Origin of the sequence: Aphanothece hegewaldii CCALA 016 (genome assembly GCF_003007785.1) — a bacterium.
Lineage (GTDB): Bacteria > Cyanobacteriota > Cyanobacteriia > Cyanobacteriales > Microcystaceae > Chroococcus > Chroococcus hegewaldii.
In genome coordinates, this window is sequence record NZ_PXOH01000007.1 from 35,061 (window position 1) to 51,460 (window position 16,400).

General features: G+C 37.6%; 20 protein-coding genes. 10 read left to right on the forward strand and 10 right to left on the reverse strand.

What is annotated here, in order from left to right; all coding sequences use genetic code 11:
• Positions 1–81: 81 nt before the first annotated feature.
• Entirely contained in the window at positions 82–339 is a 258-nt protein-coding gene (locus C7H19_RS08645) for a hypothetical protein (protein WP_181280552.1), read from the reverse strand.
• A gap of 124 nt (positions 340–463) precedes the next feature.
• Here C7H19_RS08645 and C7H19_RS08650 point away from each other — a divergent pair, with 124 nt between their 5' ends.
• Positions 464–1,591 (forward strand): THUMP domain-containing class I SAM-dependent RNA methyltransferase, encoded by a 1,128-nt coding sequence (locus C7H19_RS08650; protein WP_106456481.1) that lies wholly within the window; start codon positions 464–466, stop codon positions 1,589–1,591.
• Positions 1,592–1,677: 86 nt separating this feature from the next.
• A complete protein-coding gene (locus C7H19_RS08655; protein ID WP_106456482.1) occupies positions 1,678–3,348 on the forward strand; it encodes a CTP synthase in 1,671 nt (556 codons plus the stop codon).
• Positions 3,349–3,429: 81 nt separating this feature from the next.
• Here C7H19_RS08655 and C7H19_RS08660 read toward each other — a convergent pair whose 3' ends face one another.
• Positions 3,430–5,397, reverse strand: a complete 1,968-nt coding sequence (locus C7H19_RS08660) for a pentapeptide repeat-containing protein (RefSeq protein WP_106456640.1) — start codon at positions 5,395–5,397, stop codon at positions 3,430–3,432.
• A gap of 201 nt (positions 5,398–5,598) precedes the next feature.
• On the opposite strand from C7H19_RS08660, the gene C7H19_RS08665 reads away from it, so the two are divergent.
• Entirely contained in the window at positions 5,599–7,434 is a 1,836-nt protein-coding gene (locus tag C7H19_RS08665; RefSeq protein ID WP_106456483.1) for a serine/threonine-protein kinase, read from the forward strand.
• Between the two features lie 99 nt (positions 7,435–7,533).
• Complete coding sequence (locus C7H19_RS08670) at positions 7,534–7,746, forward strand: hypothetical protein (RefSeq protein WP_106456484.1); 213 nt, start codon at positions 7,534–7,536, stop codon at positions 7,744–7,746.
• Positions 7,747–7,815: 69 nt separating this feature from the next.
• On the opposite strand, the gene C7H19_RS08675 is transcribed toward C7H19_RS08670, so the two are convergent.
• Genes C7H19_RS08675 through ndhL form a run of 3 tightly spaced genes read right to left on the reverse strand, consistent with a single transcriptional unit; the run spans position 7,816 to position 9,019 of the window.
• Entirely contained in the window at positions 7,816–8,475 is a 660-nt protein-coding gene (locus tag C7H19_RS08675) for a DUF4335 domain-containing protein (RefSeq protein WP_106456485.1), read from the reverse strand.
• Complete coding sequence (locus C7H19_RS08680) at positions 8,453–8,764, reverse strand: DUF3007 family protein (protein WP_106456486.1); 312 nt, start codon at positions 8,762–8,764, stop codon at positions 8,453–8,455. Before C7H19_RS08680 ends, C7H19_RS08675 begins: the two co-directional genes overlap by 23 nt.
• A 15-nt stretch (positions 8,765–8,779) precedes the next feature.
• Complete coding sequence (gene ndhL / locus C7H19_RS08685) at positions 8,780–9,019, reverse strand: NAD(P)H-quinone oxidoreductase subunit L (protein ID WP_106456487.1); 240 nt, start codon at positions 9,017–9,019, stop codon at positions 8,780–8,782.
• Between the two features lie 242 nt (positions 9,020–9,261).
• Here ndhL and C7H19_RS08690 point away from each other — a divergent pair, with 242 nt between their 5' ends.
• From C7H19_RS08690 to C7H19_RS08710, 5 genes are all read left to right on the forward strand, one after another.
• Positions 9,262–9,657 carry a metal-sensing transcriptional repressor gene (locus C7H19_RS08690; protein ID WP_219907618.1) on the forward strand — a complete coding sequence of 132 codons (396 nt, stop codon included), beginning with the start codon at positions 9,262–9,264 and terminating at the stop codon, positions 9,655–9,657.
• A gap of 98 nt (positions 9,658–9,755) precedes the next feature.
• On the forward strand, positions 9,756–9,938 hold the full coding sequence (rpsU, locus tag C7H19_RS08695) for a 30S ribosomal protein S21 (RefSeq protein ID WP_002738938.1): 183 nt from the start codon (positions 9,756–9,758) through the stop codon (positions 9,936–9,938).
• Between the two features lie 192 nt (positions 9,939–10,130).
• Positions 10,131–10,784 (forward strand): uracil phosphoribosyltransferase, encoded by a 654-nt coding sequence (gene upp / locus C7H19_RS08700; RefSeq protein ID WP_106456488.1) that lies wholly within the window; start codon positions 10,131–10,133, stop codon positions 10,782–10,784.
• 27 nt (positions 10,785–10,811) lie between these two features.
• Positions 10,812–11,090 carry a ssl2009 family thylakoid membrane protein gene (locus C7H19_RS08705; RefSeq protein WP_106456489.1) on the forward strand — a complete coding sequence of 93 codons (279 nt, stop codon included), beginning with the start codon at positions 10,812–10,814 and terminating at the stop codon, positions 11,088–11,090.
• Positions 11,091–11,098: 8 nt separating this feature from the next.
• The gene (locus C7H19_RS08710) at positions 11,099–11,791 is read left to right on the forward strand and encodes a Uma2 family endonuclease (RefSeq protein ID WP_106456490.1); all 693 of its coding nucleotides are present in this window, start codon (positions 11,099–11,101) and stop codon (positions 11,789–11,791) included.
• 8 nt (positions 11,792–11,799) lie between these two features.
• Here C7H19_RS08710 and C7H19_RS08715 read toward each other — a convergent pair whose 3' ends face one another.
• From C7H19_RS08715 to C7H19_RS08725, 3 genes are read right to left on the reverse strand one after another with little or no spacing between them, the layout of a single operon-like run.
• The gene (locus C7H19_RS08715) at positions 11,800–12,684 is read right to left on the reverse strand and encodes a polyphosphate kinase 2 family protein (protein WP_106456491.1); all 885 of its coding nucleotides are present in this window, start codon (positions 12,682–12,684) and stop codon (positions 11,800–11,802) included.
• Positions 12,685–12,714: 30 nt separating this feature from the next.
• The gene (locus C7H19_RS08720; RefSeq protein ID WP_106456492.1) at positions 12,715–13,149 is read right to left on the reverse strand and encodes an MgtC/SapB family protein; all 435 of its coding nucleotides are present in this window, start codon (positions 13,147–13,149) and stop codon (positions 12,715–12,717) included.
• 9 nt (positions 13,150–13,158) lie between these two features.
• Positions 13,159–13,407, reverse strand: coding sequence for a hypothetical protein (locus C7H19_RS08725; protein WP_106456493.1), 249 nt, complete (start codon positions 13,405–13,407; stop codon positions 13,159–13,161).
• Positions 13,408–13,671: 264 nt separating this feature from the next.
• On the opposite strand from C7H19_RS08725, the gene C7H19_RS08730 reads away from it, so the two are divergent.
• Complete coding sequence (locus tag C7H19_RS08730; RefSeq protein WP_106456494.1) at positions 13,672–14,121, forward strand: DUF29 domain-containing protein; 450 nt, start codon at positions 13,672–13,674, stop codon at positions 14,119–14,121.
• 372 nt (positions 14,122–14,493) lie between these two features.
• On the opposite strand, the gene C7H19_RS08740 is transcribed toward C7H19_RS08730, so the two are convergent.
• Both C7H19_RS08740 and rimK read right to left on the reverse strand, forming a co-directional pair.
• Entirely contained in the window at positions 14,494–15,495 is a 1,002-nt protein-coding gene (locus tag C7H19_RS08740) for a Gfo/Idh/MocA family protein (protein WP_106456496.1), read from the reverse strand.
• A gap of 8 nt (positions 15,496–15,503) precedes the next feature.
• Positions 15,504–16,397 carry a 30S ribosomal protein S6--L-glutamate ligase gene (gene rimK / locus C7H19_RS08745; protein ID WP_106456497.1) on the reverse strand — a complete coding sequence of 298 codons (894 nt, stop codon included), beginning with the start codon at positions 16,395–16,397 and terminating at the stop codon, positions 15,504–15,506.
• Positions 16,398–16,400 lie beyond the last annotated feature (3 nt).

Genomic DNA, 16,400 nt, shown 5'->3' on the forward strand with positions numbered 1-16,400 from the left:
GTTGTTTCACTACTTCTTCAGTATATAGCGAAACGACACAAATGTAAAGCCTAGGTGAACCTAGGGGTTTCAAACCCAAAATTAGAAATGAAATAATTTTCCCACAGGATCAGGTAACAGATTATTTGACCCAAGACGGTTTAAAAGCTTGAGTTGGTCTTCTGTAGAGTCGGTGTATAGACCGGTATTGAAAGCGACTAACTGGGCTAAAACCTCCCCAAACTGACGTAGTTTCATCAAACAGGTGATCGGATCATTTTGGAAATAGTGTTCAGCTAGAGTAGCTAGTTTGACTAATTGAGAGTCCTCAAGAAAAGCAAAATTAGAAGAAACGGTCATGAATATTCTGACGAGTGCTCTTTTTTTTAGAGTACCCAGAATCGGGAGCAAAAAACGCTTAACGAATTTTGTATGGACTATCTTGGTAAAGATAGAATAGCTAATAGTAAATTAAATTGAAACGATGACGCAATCCTATTTTGCTACTGTAGCTAGAGGACTTGAAGAAATAGCCGCCGAAGAATTAAAAACATTAGGGGCCGAAAATATTCAAACCGTTTTTACAGGGATACATTTTACAGGAGATCAAGAATTACTGTATCGGGTTAATCTATGGTCAAGACTGATTTTTCGGGTTTTAGTTCCGATCGCCGAGATTGAATGTAAGAATTCAGATCAATTATATAAAAATATTCAGAGTATTGATTGGCGCGAATATCTTTCACCCAAAGACAACTTAGCCGTTCATTGTACAGGCACGAATTATAACCTAAATCATACTCATTACACAGCATTAGGCATCAAAAACGCAATTATCGATCAGCAGCGCGAACAAACTGGGATACGTTCCTCAGTGGATATCAATCATCCTGATCTACAGATTAACGCACATATTGAAAACGATCGCTGTTCACTCAGTTTAGATAGTTCTGGGGGAAGTTTACACCGTCGGGGTTATCATCGAGCGATGGGTGTAGCCCCTCTTAAAGAAACCTTAGCGGCGGCTCTGCTAGAATTAGCACAATGGACACCCGAACTACCTTTTTTAGATCCCTGTTGTGGTTCAGGAACATTACCCATCGAAGCAACCCTAAAATCCTTAGATATTGCACCAGGTTTATATCGATCGGGATTTGGATTTCAGAAATGGCGAGATTTTGCGCCGGAACTGTGGAAAAAAGTCTTAAATGAAGCAAAACAACGTCAAAAATTCTCCCTAGATGCGCCAATTTATGGAAGTGACGCAGATCGAGAAACCTTAGAAGAAGCGAAATCTAATGCAGCTTTTTGCCAAATCGAGGAGTATATTCAGTTTAGCCGAAAACAGATTAGCCAAATCGAAGCCCCATGCGATCGCGGTATTATTATCTGTAACCCACCTTATGGAAAACGTTTAGGAAATACCCAAGAATTAGGATTACTCTATAAACAGCTTGGTGACGTTTTTAAGCAACAGTTTAAAGGTTGGACGGCTTATATTTTAACGGGAAATAAAGAACTCGGTAAACAAGTCGGTTTACGGACATCGCGTCGGATCGCCGTCATGAATGGTTCTTTACCCTGTACACTGCTCAAATATGAACTGTATTGAGCCAATTTTTTAGATGCTACAATTTGCGTGTAAGTCGATCAAGAAAGTTAACATAGAATCGAGAGTTAAGTCAGAAATGAATTTTTATGAGTAAGTTTGTATTTGTTACTGGGGGCGTTGTCTCCAGTATCGGTAAAGGTATTGTAGCGGCGAGTTTGGGACGGTTATTAAAGTCCAGGAATTATTCTGTGTCTATTCTCAAACTAGATCCTTATATTAACGTCGATCCAGGTACAATGAGTCCCTTTCAACACGGAGAAGTCTTTGTTACAGATGACGGGGCGGAAACAGACTTAGATTTAGGACATTATGAACGCTTCACCGATACAGCGATGTCTCGTCTTAATAGTGTCACGACGGGATCAATTTATCAAGCGGTGATCAATAAAGAACGTCGCGGGGCGTATATGGGAGGAACCGTTCAAGTTATTCCTCATATTACCAACGAAATTAAAGAACGGATTTTGCGAGTTGCTAAGGATACAAACCCCGATATTGTCATTACTGAAATTGGGGGAACCGTTGGCGATATTGAATCTTTGCCCTTTTTAGAAGCAATTCGACAATTTCGCAAAGAAGTAGGGCGCAATAATGTTATTTATATGCACGTTACCCTAATTCCTTGGATTCCTGCCGCTAAGGAAATGAAAACGAAACCGACACAGCATTCGGTAAAAGAACTAAGATCGATTGGGATACAACCCGATATTCTCGTCTGTCGGAGTCATCTTCCTCTTGCTAGTGGAATAAAAGAAAAACTATCGGCTTTTTGTGATGTTCCCGTAGAATCAGTCATTACCTCACAAGATGCCAGCAGTATCTATGAAGTTCCTTTAATGCTAGAACAAGAAGGATTAGCACAGCAAACCCTAGACATTTTTAATCTTGAACAAAGACAACCTGATTTATCTCATTGGGAAACATTAGTACAACGCATGAAGTCGCCTAAACGGGATCTTGAAGTGGCGATCGTTGGAAAATATGTTCAATTGAGTGATGCTTATTTATCCGTTGTTGAAGCATTACGTCACGCTGCGATCGCCGTTGATAGTGATATTCAATTTCGTTGGATTAATGCAGAAGATTTAGAAAACGAAAATATTGAGTTACATCTAAAAGGAGTTAGCGGAATCGTTGTACCAGGCGGATTTGGGGTTCGTGGAGTTGATGGCAAAGTCAAAGCGATTCAATATGCGCGTGAGAATAAAATCCCTTTCCTTGGACTCTGTCTAGGGATGCAGTGTAGTATTATTGAATGGGCGCGTAATGTAGCAAAACTCGATCAGGCTAGTAGTGCAGAATTTCACCCCGAAACACCGAACCCCGTCATTAATCTTTTACCCGAACAAGAAGACGTGATCGACTTAGGTGGGACAATGCGTTTAGGCTTGTATCCTTGTCGCTTAACCCCCAATACGCTGACGTTTTCGCTGTATGGACAAGAAGTCGTCTACGAACGTCATCGCCATCGGTATGAGTTTAATAATGCCTATCGTAATCTATTTCTTGAGTCTGGGTATAAGGTTAGCGGTTCTTCCCCCGATGGTCGTTTAGTGGAAATTATCGAACTTACAGGACATCCGTTTTTTATTGCGACTCAATTTCATCCTGAATTCCGTTCTCGTCCCAGTCAAGCCCATCCCCTGTTTTTAGGATTTGCCCAAGCTTGTCTTAATTGTAATTCAATAAATACAGTTCAAGATGAAGAACAACTTGATTGTTCAGATTTTCGGACTCCCGTAGAAAGTTTGATTTAGTAATACAACTTATACTCATCACACATTTTTACAAATTATCTGTAGGGTTTTGGTTTCCAAACCCTCTTTTTTTACTTAATTCTACTTTAAATAAATTAATAAATTTAATCCAGGGATGGTTCGAGAAAGAGTCCAAAGTAAAAGACTGATATAAAGAATTCCTAACGTCCATTGATACCAAACTAAACTTGTAATTAAACTGGGTAATTGTTCATCACGTAAGCGAATATCATTAAAGCCTGTTTTCAGTAAATTATTTAAACTAAAATCATAATAATTTAACCAATTCCAGCGACGTTCCCAAAGTATTGGTAGATATCTTTCACGAAAAGGAAGATAATCAGGAATAATCGGTAAACGACCAATTAAGATCCTAAGCTGTCTAAGTGTCCCATCTTGGACTAAATAGGAAGTATTCATTAAATCATGATAACGACCATTTTGATAAACAAGAAAAATTAAAGTTAAAGGAATTGGAAATAAAATAAAAGATAAACATCCTAAACTAAGCCAAGGATGAATAGAAGTTTGGAAAATTACTGATAAACCAATCAGCGTTAATCCTATATAACTACTGACCATACAAATAATATCATAACGACTCGGAAGAATGGGTGTAGGATATTTTCTTCGCCAGCGATCAAGTAGCCAAAACAAAAAACCAAAATAACTAATAATCATAATTCCTACACTAAAAACTAAATTAGAATTCGTTCCATAATTACTTAAAAGCAATAAAATATTTAAGAAAATCCAATAAATAAAATGTTTAAACCAAGTAAAATTAAAAATCTGTACAAAAGATTTAAGTAAAGCTTTCTCTTCTAAAAATTTAATTCTCAAAAGTTCTCTTTTATATTCAATTTGATTGGCATCAGAAATTAATTCCAAACTCCGAAAGTTTCTCACTAAATTTTTTAAAACAGCGTTATTACCTTCTAGTGTTGGTAAATAAATCACTTGACCTATAATACCAGCATCGCCTAAGATTTTCGCATTATTTGAATCAAAAGCTAAACCCGAAACATTAATAGTAGCTTGCTTGTTAAATTCAGCATTACTAAAATCAACTTGATCTAATAATTTGACATCTTGAAAATCAATCCTATCATTAAAATAACTTGAGCGAAAAACAACAGATTTTTCAAAAGTAGAATTTTTTAAAGATATGCCAAGAGGGAAATAACTTTTAGAAAAAATAGAGCGATCGCGCCAAATAACTTGATTAAAATTAGCCTCATTTATCCAGCGACTATTACTAAAATCAGCCAGTTGAGAAAAATCAGATTGTGTAAAATGTCCACTCGTATCAAACCGACTATTCATCCATTTAGAAACACCGCGAAATTGGACTTGTCGAAATTTTGCAATATTTAAAAAATGACTTTGATTGAAATTAGCTTCCTTAGCAAAAATTGAATTACTAAAATCAGCAACACGACCAAATCTAGCCTCAGACCAAATACTTTCGGAACTAAAAAAAGTGTGATTAGCTTCAACAGGTTTGAGAAAAAAAGTTTTAGAAAAATCGACCTTACCTATAAACTTAGTTTTTTGAAATTTCAAAGCTCCTCGAAAGATAATAACAGTAGTTAATTGCTCATTATCGTTTTGAGCGAAACTTTCATCTTGCTGTAACAATTCTTGCTCAGATAAAGTGAGTAAACCGGGTAAAGCTGCTTTGGATAAAACAGTCGAAAGTCCTAAACGTTGCCCCAAAAAATCACCTTTAATCTGAGACTCACTAAAATCTAGACTAAGAGGTTTTTTAGAACGAGTAATTTGATTTTGTAATAATTGATAAAACTGTTCTTGAAATTCTGAATTATTCTCACTCAAATCAATATATAAATTGCGTAGATCAATCGTTGCTACACCATCACTTAAAATTGGTGCGAGGATTCGTTCTTGTAATAAAGGTAGGGTTAAAGGAATTCGTTCTACAGCAAAGGCAGAAGGAATATAACAAAGCCAAAATAATAAAAACCAAACCCAAAATAGTCTTTTTAAATTAGATAGAATGAGCTTGATTAATGCCAAAGTTGCCATTAACTTAAAACTGACCAAAAACCATAACATTCTATTAAGTAAACATAGAATATCATATTTGTGTAATAATCCTTCAACATCTTACAGATTGACAACTGCAACATAAAGACTAGATTGGCCGTCTCAAGACAATCAGAGAAGTAACAGCGTATCATATAAAGATAAAACAAAAATTATTACTTAGGCTGTCTGGTTTCGTTGATGACAAATAACTTATTAAATAATCGCTATCAGATTCAACAAACATTAGCAAGAGGGGGGTTTGGCGAGACATTTTTGGCGACTGATACTTATATGCCATCGCGTCGCAAATGTGTCATTAAACAGCTTAAACCCATCGTTCAATATCCCGTTATTCCACAGTGGTTACAAGAACGTTTTCAACGAGAAGCCACAATTTTAGAAGAATTAGGCGAAGAACATTCACAAATACCTCGACTTTACGCTTATTTCTCTGAATCTGCTAATTTTTATCTCGTTCAAGAATGGATAGAAGGACAAACCCTAACTCAAAAACGACAGCAACAAGGGAACTTATCGTCGGATCAAGTTAAAGGAATTTTGCTAAATCTTTTGCCAGTTCTGGCGTTTATTCACGATCGCAAAATCATTCATCGTGATCTCAAACCCGATAATATCATCCTTCGCTACAGTGATGGTTTACCCGTTTTAATCGATTTTGGGGCGATGAAAGAAGCAGTAGCGACAGTGATGGATCATTATGGAAACACCACCTTATCCGTCATCTCAGGTACACCGGGCTATATGGCCTCAGAACAAGCGGCCGGTCGTCCTGTATATTCTAGCGATTTGTATGGTTTAGGTCTAACGGCGATTTATTTACTTACTGGAAAAACCCCACAAGAGTTAGAAACTGATCCCGCAACTGGCGAAATTTTATGGCGAGAAGCAAATGATATTCATTCTAATTTAGCATCCGTCATTGATCGATCGATCCGTTTTCATCCACGCGATCGCTTTTCGAGTGCTACAGCTATGTTACAAGCTTTATCGTTGAATGAAGTCTCGATACTCGAACCCACTGTTGCCATATCACCAGGTAGTCCGCAAACCGTAGTTAAACCAACTCCTGCTACACGTCCCACACGTCCCACACGTCCAGTTACAGTTCCTATCCTTGATCCGACAAAACTAGAAGAACGACCGAGAAATACTAAGCCAGGCTGTTTTATTCCCGCATTATTATTAATGGGTCTTGTTTTAGGTTCTTTTTTCTTTGGTTTTCAAGCATTTATTCCAAAATTTCCGGAACGTCGTGAACCAACTCCGACTCTTTCTCCTGAGACTGAACCATCACCCCCAAAACCTAGACCAACACCAACGCGAACCCCGACACCAAAACCCACGCCAATACCAACACCAACGCCGGAACCAACCCCCACACCAGAACCAACACCAACGCCGGAACCAACCCCAGAACCGACACCAGAACCGATAGAACCGTTACCCTCACCAGAACCGACAATAGAACCAATAGAACCGTTACCCTTACCAGAACCAACCCCAGAACCCGAACCGTTACCCTCACCAGAACCAACACCAGAACCGACAATAGAACCCGAACCCGAAATATCGCCGCCAACCCAAAACCAAAGCCAATATTTTTCGCCCAAAGTCCCTATTTTTCCCGTTGGAACCTTTAAAAGTTCTTTATTCAATAGTTTAGGAAAACCCACTTATATCAAAAAAGGATTATGGGGAGATAGTCAGGCTATTCGGTATCAAAATTTAATTTCAAACCAAGTTGATTTAGGATATTTAATCGATAATCAAACTGGAAAAATTCGACAAACTGAAGTAGCTTTTAATACATCAGTTAGCCTAAAAACAATGAATCACACCTTAAATCAATTATTGGTCGGTAATGCAACACCATCAGTAAAACAAGGCTTAGAACAAGTGTATCGAGGACAAAAAAATAAATATTCTTTTAGCGTTGGTTCAATAAAAGGTACAATTGAACGTCAAAAAAGTGAGCGTATCTATATTGGGATTTGGGATGCAAATTTTCATTAGAATTAGGAATGTAAATTTGTAACTCAGATAACTACATCACTCATTCATCAGCATTAAAATAGAAGCAGAAACATCGGGGATCAATAGGAGAGTGAGAGTATGTTAGTTATTCTTGCCGATGAACAAATCCTATCGACTCAACAAGTCTGTCAAGGGTGTTTGTTAGCCACACATCAGGGTTTACCGCGTTGGTATCAAGGAAAGTTAAGATGTGGTCGGATGTTAGAGGAAGCAAAACAATTCCTACCTCAGAACAGTCAGCCGACATTATATGAATGTAAAATGGGCTTTCGGGTCGCTAATATCGATTAATCCTATCTAATTGCGTTATCTTGGCAAAAATACCCGACTTTAAGCTTAATTTATCCTCTTTTATTATCTTTACTGAGGACTTGCCCCAGGTACTGGGGGTTGTGGTAAGGTTTGGGTAGGGCTAACTTGTGGGTTTGGATCGGGTTTACGAACTTCGGGAATAGGTAGAAAATAAAATGCTACGGCAAACACCGCTAAACTACTTAAACCGACTGCCATCGGAACGGCTTTTTTAGTAATAGGTTCTTCGGCTAAACGATAACGACGAGAAAGAGGCTGTAATTTTAAGTTAACATCGGGTAGAGTTCGCTGATCGGTATAAAACTGATCCACTGCTTCAACGAGATCAAATAACTGTACCGTTGATAAATTAAATGAAACTGGACTAGAGGGTGTGTTAACGTCTCTTGGTGGATACCATGTTAAACGATGATAGGTATCTGATATTTTTTCGATACTTAAGTGATCGTCTGTCGGGGTAACTTCATGGGGACGACGAACCCCGCTTAAAAGTTCTTGGGCATAACTACTAACTGCAAGAGACAAGTTTTCTAAAAAGGTACGCCCTCCCTGCAAAACTTGGTTTGTTCCGATGAGGTGACATTGAGCATTCGTCACAATGGTTAAAGTGGGTTGTCCATTTGAAGCGTCTGTTGATGTGACCCCATCACTAAATCCTTCAACGATTAAAGTGCAGTTTGGTAAATTATATTGTCTTTTTAGATTCATTTTCGATTTCTGCTTGTAGTTTTTCAAGTTCTTCTGGGGTCATTTCTTCTAGCCGTTTTTGTAAGACTGCTGCCTTATAGTCTTGCAACTGCTGATTATAAGTCATCTTACTATTGAGAACTCGAACTAAATAAGATAGCACCCAACCGACTAACCCACCTACGAGTATAACTTGACTCCAAATGCCCGCCGAAATTCCATCTAGTCCAGTGTTTTTAAGAACAACATAGATTAGTCCTCCGGCGACAAAAACGCCTAAACCAATTCCAATAACATCAATTCGTCGCATAAATCTATTATAAACTTAGGCTTTGATTTCTCGACGTTGTGGACGAAAGTTCAAAAAAGGACTCAGTAAAAAAATTCCAGGGAAAAAGAAAAACATGAGAAAGTACATAAAGCCTCTTTCAAAAGAACTGGCAACATACCAACGGCTTTTGAGGTAGAAATAGACTAAACCCGGAATGATTAATAAATATAAACCGCTAAGAATTAGATAAAGAGCAGGAACGATTAAGGTTTCTATTGATAAGTTTGCAAGCATAAGTTTGTTTTTTTGTCAAGAGCTTAGGACAAATTAAGCAGATTTATTTATCTTGTATTATCACATTTTTTGTCAAGTTTAACCGTTTGGCTCGGCACTTGAGAACAAATAGGAAGGATAGAAAAAACTCAAAGTAAGAAAAAAATTATATTTTTATCTTGGGTCTTCTGCTCTCGTTGGGTATTCTTTATGTCACACTGGAGTCAGACAAACATGAGACCTTTGAAGCTCAATCATACAGAATGGAAATCCAATCATTAACGCCACAAAATCAAAACACAGGCAACAAAAACACAAAAGAAGTTAAAATCGCAAAAGAGCATGATCATGATGAACACCATCACCATGAAAACGCTTCAAAACCTCATGTTCATAGTGAAGCTTCTCTAAAACAAATCGTCAATCGTTTATCGCGCATTGAAGGACACGTTCGGGGTATTAAAACAATGGTGACAGAAAGTCGCCCTTGTCCAGAAGTATTAATGCAAATTGCGGCGGTTCGGGGTGCGATCGATAAAGTTGCCCGAATTATTCTAGACGAGCATTTGAGTGAATGTGTTGCCCGCGCTGCACTTGAAGGAAACATCGACACCGAAATTGAAGAACTAAAAGCCGCATTAGATCGATTCCTTCCTTAAAAAATCACCCATCGCTTGCTATGATATTATGATGGATTCTAACAGGTGAAAATCTGTCTAGATCTGTTGTCTTAAAATGGAGGAATAGGAAGTACACAATGACCCAAGTTGTCGTAGGTCAAAACGAAGCCATCGAATCTGCATTACGTCGTTTTAAACGACAAGTTGCTAAAGCCGGAATTTATGCCGATATCAAAAAGCATCAATTCTTTGAAACCCCCCAAGAAAAACGTAAGCGTAAAGCTGTAGCCCGCAGAAGACAGCGTACTCGTCGTCGTTAGAAGATAAAAAAGACCCAATCGATAGAAATAGACACTTTTTCACTAAATAATTAGAATTTTTAAAAGGGGCGTGATAGTTAGTATTGTGTAACTAAGTCTATGATAATCTTGAGCTAAAAGGAAAAGGATGAGCAATCAAAAAATGGCCATCCTTTTCTTGTATTTAGCATTCCCTCTTCATGAGACACCCAAATGACCATACAACTTCGTGTATACGTTCCTGATCATCCTTTAATTAAACATTGGTTAGCGATCGCACGTAGCGTACAAACCCCCTATCCTCTCTTTAAAACCGCCATGACAGAGTTAGGAAGATGGTTAACCTACGAAGCGACTCGTTATTGGTATCCCACTGTAGACGTTATTGTCGAAACGCCTCTCGCCGACTGCCCCGCAACAATTATTAACGAAGACATTCCCACCGTCATTATACCTATTCTTAGAGCAGGACTAGCGATCCTAGATGGCGCACAAACAGCCTTACCTAATAATGCTTCAATTTATCATTTAGGGTTAGTCAGAGATGAAGAAACCCTAGAATCGAGTTGTTACTTAAATAAACTTCCCGATCGCTTTTTGCCACAGACTCATATCATCATTTTAGAACCTATGTTAGCCACTGGCGGCTCGATTCAGAATGCCCTTTCTGAAATTATCAGTAGAGGTGGAGATCCCGCCTTAATACGCATTATATCGATTGTTGCTGCCCCTCCCGCCTTACAAAAATTAAGCGAAAAGTACCCCAGTTTAAACATTTATACCGCTATCATTGATGAAGGACTCAACGAAAAAGGATTTATTGTTCCTGGGTTAGGTGATGCAGGCGATCGCGCTTTTGGCACATAATATTAATAAGACATTGGGGTAAAAATTATGAGTCAACAAGAGGGTTTTGGGGCTGGATTTGTTGCAGGTGCTATATTTGGCGGCGTTGTTGGTGGTGTTTTAGGTACGGTTTTAGCGTCTCGTAGCCTAAAAAAAAGTGAAAAACCACTGCGAGATAGTGAATCTAATTTGACTTTAAATGAAAGTCAGATGGAGACAGCCCGTCGTAGTCTAGAAGATAAAATAGCACAACTCAACTCAGCGATTGATGATGTCCGTCAACAACTTGAGCCAGTCAATGGAAATCGTATCGATCATAAAGATTAGCACAAAAAATGCTTCAAACCATTAAAGAAACAGAAATTATTTACCCTAGTTCTGACGGTGAACCCTTGGCAGAATCCTACTCACATCTTTATGCAATTTTAACGACTCTAGAAGTTCTTAAACAATATTTAGCGGGTCGTCAAGCTACCGTTTTAGCCGACCAATTTATGTATTATGCCCAAGGGATGCCGCGTTTACGAGTTGCCCCCGATGTCATGGTGATTTTTGATGTCGCACCTGGTGGCAGAGATAATTACAAAATATGGGAAGAAAAACAAGTCCCTAAAGTTATTTTTGAAATGACATCAGAAGGAACAAAAAACAAAGATATAGAGTTCAAAAAAACCTTATATGAACAATTAGGCGTATTTGAATACTGGCTTTTTGATCCTAGAGGAGAATGGATCAACCAACAGTTAAAAGGCTATCGTCTGCAAGATGATTCTTATAAATTAATTACAGACGGACGCAGTGAACCATTACAGTTACGATTAGTTGTAGAAGGAGAACTCATCGGCTTTTATCGGGAAGATAACGGCGATAAATTATTGATTCCTGATGAATTAGCCGAAGCTGTACGCCAAAAAGATGCCCAATTACAACGGGAACAACAGGAAAAAGAAATCGCACAACAAAGATTAGCCGAAATGGAAGCGAAATTACAACAATATCAAGAACGTTTTGGAGAATTGCCAGAATAAGATCGTTATTATTTTTCGTTTTCCAATATTTCCTTAGCTTGTAATAGCTGTTGTTTCTTTTCCTCGCTAACTGTTGGATACTGTAAATTGAGGCTTTCTAGTTTTTGATCGATGACAGCAGCCACAGCGAGACGAGTAAACCACTTGCGATCGGCTGGAATAATATACCAAGGGGCCCAATCTGTACTCGTATTATTAAACATATCTTCATAAGCTTCCATATAATCATCCCAGAAAGCACGTTCTGTAGCGTCACTTGTGGAAAATTTCCAGTTTTTTTCGGGGCGATCGATTCGTTCCAAAAAGCGTTCTTTTTGTTCTGCTTTAGAAACATTTAAGAAAAATTTGAGGACAACAATTCCATTATTCACTAAATACTTTTCAAAATTGTTGATCTCTTCAAAACGTCTTTGCCAAATGCGTTTATCTTTCATCTCTGTGGGTAACTTTTGCCGTGCTAAGATTTCTGGATGAACTCTAGTTACTAAAACTTCTTCATAATAGGAACGATTAAAGATACCGATGCGTCCTCGTTCGGGTAAAGCTTTCATACATCGCCATAAATAGTCATGATCTAACTCTTCAGATGAAGGAGCTTTAAAACTATAAACTTGACATCCTTGTGGATTTACACCAGACATGACGTGTTTAATCGTACCATCTTTTCCGGCTGCATCCATCGCTTGAAAAACAATCAGCAAAGCATAAGTATCTTGAGCATAGAGCATATCTTGGTATAACTTGAGTTGCTCGATTCCTTCTTGTAACATTCCTGCTGCATCTTCTTTTGTTACATAATCTGCTTTGTAACTTGGATCGTAGTCTTTTTTGAGGGAAATTTTTTTATTTGACGGAACTAAAAAAGATTTGATGATTTCTTCGCGGTTTGGCATGGTAAATAACTCCTATGAAAATAAATTAAGCTAGTTTTCTAATCGTTTAGCAAATTCGAGAGTTAGAATAACAAACAATAACCCGACTAAAGCAATTTTATAAAAACCTGCACCAACAGCTATACCTAATGCAGCAGATACCCAAATTGCCGCCGCCGATGTTAAACCTTTTACCTTAACTTCTCCAGTTTTATTCTCATTAAACTGTTGAATAATCTCTCCTGCACCTAAAAAACCGATTCCTTGCGCTACACCTTGAATCACTTGACTAGGTGTAATAAGATGTGGATTTTCAAAAGGAATCATAATAAAAATCGTTGAACCGAGAGAAACTAGCATATGAGTTCTAATTCCTGCTGGTTTATGTTCCCGATAACGATTACAACCAATCACCCCACCCATCAAAGCAGATAAAGTCAGTTTAACGAATATAGTCACCCAATCATTTATTAATGCAGTAGGCATGGTTTGAGATTATGAACCATACTCTAAATCGTCAGATTGGAGTTTTTGAATAATTAAGGTGTTATATAGTTCAAGTTCGCGGTATAACTGTTCAGCAGAGCCTTTACTACTTCTAAATATTTCGTGTTTAATCGCTTCGATTTCTGCACCATCTATAACACCATCCGCTACGGCACGCTCAATCATTTGTTTAAGATTCTCAAGTTTTTTTAACTCTTCTGGTGTCGGTTCTTGCTCTTGTCTTCGTGTTATTTCCATATTTCCCCCTTTCTTACAGGATTTAGCCATGCTTGCGGCTATTTATACAATAATTATAGTCTGTGTGATCTAGCTAGAATAATTTTTTGTTACTCAGTGTAATCTATTTTTTAAATTAACCTCTAGCATTACAGATGAGCCAACTTCATATAAATTTATAATTTACAGTTACTCGTGATACATTTCAATCTTTTTTTTAAAAGAATTTTGAATAATTTGTTAGATATTTATATAATATTTGTATAACTTTAAACTCTTTTAATTATGGCTGTTCAGATAAGCGATCTCCAAAAGCTTTATCACACTGAGTATGATCGATGGCTGACACAGACTATTAGGCTTCTGAAAAATCGTCAGTTAGAAAGCGTAGATTACGAACATTTGATCGAGGAGTTAGAAGCTTTGGGACGCAGTGAGAAAAGTGCTGTCAAGAATCTGCTTTTACAAATTATCATTCATTTACTTCTCTATGAATTTTGGGAAACGGAAAGAGATAGAAATATTAATCATTGGGCTGGCGAGATTGTAACTTTTCGAGTTCAGCTAGAGGATAAATTGACGACAAATTTACGGAATCTTCTAGCACAAGAGTTGCAACAAATCTACTCTAACGCCGCCCTAATTGTCCTTAATAAAACAAGACTGACAACTTTTCCTCAAAATTGTCCCTACTCTCTCGAACAACTTTTAGATAAAAATTGGTTCCCGTTTTAAATTTGCCTTACAAGGAATAAGTAACTTAATGCAACACTCATCGAGTTAAAATTATTTGAACAAAGATCACATTTTTACATCGAGGTTAGTCATTATGGAAGCTAATACATCACTAGACTGGATTCTTTTAAGTCTTGCTGTGCTAATATTAGTCGGCGGGTTGTTGATGCTGTTGAGTGGTGTTCGGGAAATGGGTAAAAAGCCGTGACAAAAGGTTTTTCTTCAATGATTAAATTGATATAATTTTCGATTGTATTGCAAAAATTAAATCGTGTCCTATCGGATAAAAGAATTGATTAATACTATTGTTCTTAATTCTTCCTGACTGATGATTCAAAAAGAGCCAAAAAACATGATATTTGAAATAAAAAATTAAGAAACAAGATTAATTATTTCTCCATTTTTTTGTAAAGATAAACTTAATCCTTTTAAGACTTTGACTAAATCTGTAGCGACTTTCCCCGATGCTGCTTGTTCTACATTTTGATTGTAGATGGATTGGATAAATTGATCGCAAACATTTTTTAATGGTTCATCTTTAGTCACAGAAATTACTTCTTTTTCGACTCCCGTGGGACTATATTTATCTTCAAAATAACCATGTTGTAAAACTAAAGGTTCATTGGATGACATCTCATCAAAAATCAAACTACCTTGAGATCCAACAATACATAAACGTCTTTGTTTATCGGTATTTAACCAACACCAATGTAGGTAAACTTTAAAACCACTCGGATAAGTTAAAGTAGCCCACACTACATCTGCTAAACCCGATTGTAACCATGTTGTCCCCTGTGCTTGTACAGCGATCGGTGTATCATCTAACCAATAATTAAAAATAGCAAGATCATGAATTGCTAAATCCCAAAGAGCATCAACATCTTGACGAACTGGCCCTAAATGAGTACGACTTGCATAACCATATCGTAACTCACCAAGACACTGCGCTCGCATAATTTCCGCGCCTTTTTTCACAACCGGATGAAACAGATAAGTATGATCAATAAATAAAATGCGTTGTTTTTGTTGTGCTTTGTGTGTTAAAGCTACACACTCTGCGGGTTCAAGGGTTAAAGGTTTTTCAGATAGTACATGATAGCCTAAATTTAAAGCATCATCAATCAAAGAATAATGAGTTGATGCCGGTGTAGCGATAACCACCGCATTAATATTTTGATTTTCTCTAATTTTTGACCATTGAGTTGTTAAAATAATCTCTTGTTCATTTAAATTAAATTTCGTTTTGCAGTTTTCTAAATTACTATTAGATGGATCAACAATTCCAATTAAATTTACCGAAGGATGATGCAAAAAGTTTCTGACAAAGTGAACTCCCCAACGCCCGACACCCAAAATAACCAGACCAATTTTCATAGCTGAATTTACTCGCGGATTGTCCCTAACATAGCATTTTTTGTCACAAAATCGATAATTTTACCCGCTACATTTACCTCTGTTGCTTGTTCTATTCCTTCTAACCCCGGAGATGAATTAACTTCTAAGACAACTGGGCCATGATTTGAACGCAATAAGTCTACACCAGCGACACCTAAACCCGTTGCTTTAGCGGCACGAATGGCGGTACTCTTTTCTTCGGGAGTTAGTTTAACTTTGACGGCTTTTCCTCCGCGATGTAAATTAGAGCGAAAATCACCGTCAGCCCCCTGTCGTTTCATTGCTGCAATGACTTTACCACCCACGACAAAACACCGAAGATCTTCGCCTGCGGATTCTTTAATAAATTCTTGTACTAAAATATTGGCATCTAATTGACGAAAAGCTTCAATTACCGATTTAGCTGCTTGATGGGTTTCCGCTAAAACTACGCCGATGCCTTGCGCTCCTTCTAATAATTTAATCACTAATGGCGCACCGCCGACCGTTGCAATGAGTCCATCAACATCTTGTGTCGCATCCGCAAATACCGTTACTGGTAAACCAATTCCTTCACGGGCAAGAATTTGTAGACATTGAAGCTTATCACGCGATCGCAAAATTGCTTGAGATTCATTAGCACTAAAAACCCCCATTACCTCAAACTGTCTTACTACGGCTGTTCCATAAAAAGTTTTTGAAGCAGCAATACGAGGAATAATGGCATCAAAGCTTTCTAGAGGTTTACCGTTGTAGATCACACTGGGTTTATGGGCTGTAATATTCATGTAGCATCTCAGGTAATTAATCACCCGTACGTCATGCCCTTCGGCTTCTCCTGCTTCCTTAAGTCGTTTCGTAGAATAGAGAGAAGCATCTTGGGATAAAATTGCAATTTTCATATA

Bases quoted from the DNA above. Each gene is read 5' to 3' on its own strand.
- C7H19_RS08710 (WP_106456490.1), top strand. From the start codon at position 11,099: ATGCTTCAAACCATTAAAGAAACAGAAATTATTTACCCTAGTTCTGAC.
- C7H19_RS08645 (WP_181280552.1), bottom strand. From the start codon at position 339: ATGACCGTTTCTTCTAATTTTGCTTTTCTTGAGGACTCTCAATTAGTC.
- ndhL (WP_106456487.1), bottom strand. From the start codon at position 9,019: ATGCTTGCAAACTTATCAATAGAAACCTTAATCGTTCCTGCTCTTTAT.
- rpsU (WP_002738938.1), top strand. From the start codon at position 9,756: ATGACCCAAGTTGTCGTAGGTCAAAACGAAGCCATCGAATCTGCATTA.
- C7H19_RS08690 (WP_219907618.1), top strand. From the start codon at position 9,262: ATGGAAATCCAATCATTAACGCCACAAAATCAAAACACAGGCAACAAA.
- rimK (WP_106456497.1), bottom strand. From the start codon at position 16,397: ATGAAAATTGCAATTTTATCCCAAGATGCTTCTCTCTATTCTACGAAA.
- C7H19_RS08675 (WP_106456485.1), bottom strand. From the start codon at position 8,475: ATGAATCTAAAAAGACAATATAATTTACCAAACTGCACTTTAATCGTT.
- C7H19_RS08655 (WP_106456482.1), top strand. From the start codon at position 1,678: ATGAGTAAGTTTGTATTTGTTACTGGGGGCGTTGTCTCCAGTATCGGT.
- C7H19_RS08670 (WP_106456484.1), top strand. From the start codon at position 7,534: ATGTTAGTTATTCTTGCCGATGAACAAATCCTATCGACTCAACAAGTC.
- C7H19_RS08665 (WP_106456483.1), top strand. From the start codon at position 5,599: ATGACAAATAACTTATTAAATAATCGCTATCAGATTCAACAAACATTA.
- C7H19_RS08715 (WP_106456491.1), bottom strand. From the start codon at position 12,684: ATGCCAAACCGCGAAGAAATCATCAAATCTTTTTTAGTTCCGTCAAAT.
- upp (WP_106456488.1), top strand. From the start codon at position 10,131: ATGACCATACAACTTCGTGTATACGTTCCTGATCATCCTTTAATTAAA.
- C7H19_RS08730 (WP_106456494.1), top strand. From the start codon at position 13,672: ATGGCTGTTCAGATAAGCGATCTCCAAAAGCTTTATCACACTGAGTAT.
- C7H19_RS08650 (WP_106456481.1), top strand. From the start codon at position 464: ATGACGCAATCCTATTTTGCTACTGTAGCTAGAGGACTTGAAGAAATA.
- C7H19_RS08725 (WP_106456493.1), bottom strand. From the start codon at position 13,407: ATGGAAATAACACGAAGACAAGAGCAAGAACCGACACCAGAAGAGTTA.
- C7H19_RS08705 (WP_106456489.1), top strand. From the start codon at position 10,812: ATGAGTCAACAAGAGGGTTTTGGGGCTGGATTTGTTGCAGGTGCTATA.
- C7H19_RS08740 (WP_106456496.1), bottom strand. From the start codon at position 15,495: ATGAAAATTGGTCTGGTTATTTTGGGTGTCGGGCGTTGGGGAGTTCAC.
- C7H19_RS08680 (WP_106456486.1), bottom strand. From the start codon at position 8,764: ATGCGACGAATTGATGTTATTGGAATTGGTTTAGGCGTTTTTGTCGCC.
- C7H19_RS08660 (WP_106456640.1), bottom strand. From the start codon at position 5,397: ATGGCAACTTTGGCATTAATCAAGCTCATTCTATCTAATTTAAAAAGA.
- C7H19_RS08720 (WP_106456492.1), bottom strand. From the start codon at position 13,149: ATGCCTACTGCATTAATAAATGATTGGGTGACTATATTCGTTAAACTG.